Origin of the sequence: Winslowiella iniecta (assembly GCF_001267535.1) — a bacterium.
Classification (GTDB): Bacteria; Pseudomonadota; Gammaproteobacteria; order Enterobacterales; family Enterobacteriaceae; genus Erwinia; species Erwinia iniecta.
Genome location: NZ_JRXE01000063.1, coordinates 1 through 1,207, shown reverse-complemented (window position 1 = coordinate 1,207; position 1,207 = coordinate 1). Strand labels below are relative to the sequence as shown.

Annotated in this window: 3 protein-coding genes; 2 read left to right on the top strand and 1 reads right to left on the bottom strand. The window is 46.4% G+C overall.

Annotated features, from left to right (window positions below):
- The coding region (locus tag NG42_RS23795; protein ID WP_277619656.1) for an RHS repeat-associated core domain-containing protein at positions 1 to 513 on the top strand (513 nt) is incomplete at its 5' end.
- Complete coding sequence (locus NG42_RS21595) at positions 510 to 854, top strand: barstar family protein (RefSeq protein WP_162231040.1); 345 nt, start codon at positions 510 to 512, stop codon at positions 852 to 854. The genes NG42_RS23795 and NG42_RS21595, both read left to right, overlap by 4 nt.
- Before the next feature lie 46 nt (positions 855 to 900).
- Here the strand turns inward: NG42_RS21595 and NG42_RS22365 are convergent, their stop codons facing one another.
- The gene (locus NG42_RS22365; protein WP_241488383.1) at positions 901 to 999 is read right to left on the bottom strand and encodes a SymE family type I addiction module toxin; all 99 of its coding nucleotides are present in this window, start codon (positions 997 to 999) and stop codon (positions 901 to 903) included.
- Between the last annotated feature and the right edge of the window lie 208 nt (positions 1,000 to 1,207).

Here is a 1,207-nt window from a genome sequence, read left to right as displayed (position 1 = left end):
GACAGGGAAACGGGGCTGCACTACAATCTTTTTCGCTATTATGATCCGGTGATGGGGAGGTTTACGCAGCCGGATCCGGTGGGGTTAGAAGGCGGGCTGAATCCTTATGCTTACGCTCCAACCCCTCTTACTTGGGTTGATCCGCTGGGACTTAAATGTTCCCATACAGCCAGTAATCCCAAAGAAGCTCACGCAGCTATAAGAGATAAATGGGGTTATGATATGGCACCAAAAGATATGAGAGAATTACAAGCCACGATTGACAGGATTAAATTACAGAGACCCGCTTACGATCAAGATGGGAGCATATTTAGAAACACTTATGAAATAAATCCCGGTAGTCAGCGCCTGAATACTGGAAGTGGTCCCTATCAGGAATGGACAGTAAGAACACCTGGTCTGGGAAATCGGGGAGCCAGACGTATTGTTGTAGATACAAAAACTGGTAAAGCATACTATAGCCACGATCATTACGAATCTTTCATAGAAGTAGTTCCTGGAGGATGGAAGTGATTAATGCAAAGAGATTATCCATTGATTTTTCCAAGATAAAAACCATTGGTGACTTTCACGATGAAATGAATGAGTTATTTGGTTTTCCGGATTTTTATGGGAAAAATGTCCATGCGTTAATTGATTGTTTGTCTAGTATCCGTTTTCCAAGTGACGGCATGACTAAAATACATGTAGATATGTGTGAGGTTCTTATTATAGAAGCAATGAATTTTTCTGTTTTAGAAAAAGAGATAATGAAAATTTTTATTTTTTCTGTAGAGGCTGTTAATCAAAGATCTATCTTGAAAGGGCGAAGTGCTCCATTGTTAATTGAATTTATTGAGAAACATGCATATTGAAATAAAAGCCGGAAGCGATCCCAGGGACTCTTCCGGATTTTTACTTTCAGTCGCTGGTGGTTAGGATCAGCCCCCCTGCCTCAACCTTGACCGCCACCGCCTGGCCGGTCTCAAACCCCGCCTCGCGCAGCCACTTGCCGGACAAGTTCAGCAGTGCTGCTATTCAGGCTACTGCGCAGGCTGAAAGGTGCGCGTCAGGAGTATGACGGTTTTGGCCGCCTGGCCTGGCGCAAAGCGGCGCGGGGCGGCGCACGCATAAAATTCTGCACCGCCACGGCGAGCCGGATGCGGAAATAATGACCTTCCACTGGCAGGGGCTGCAGATGGTGGGCGAGCAGAGCAGCCGCTCGCCC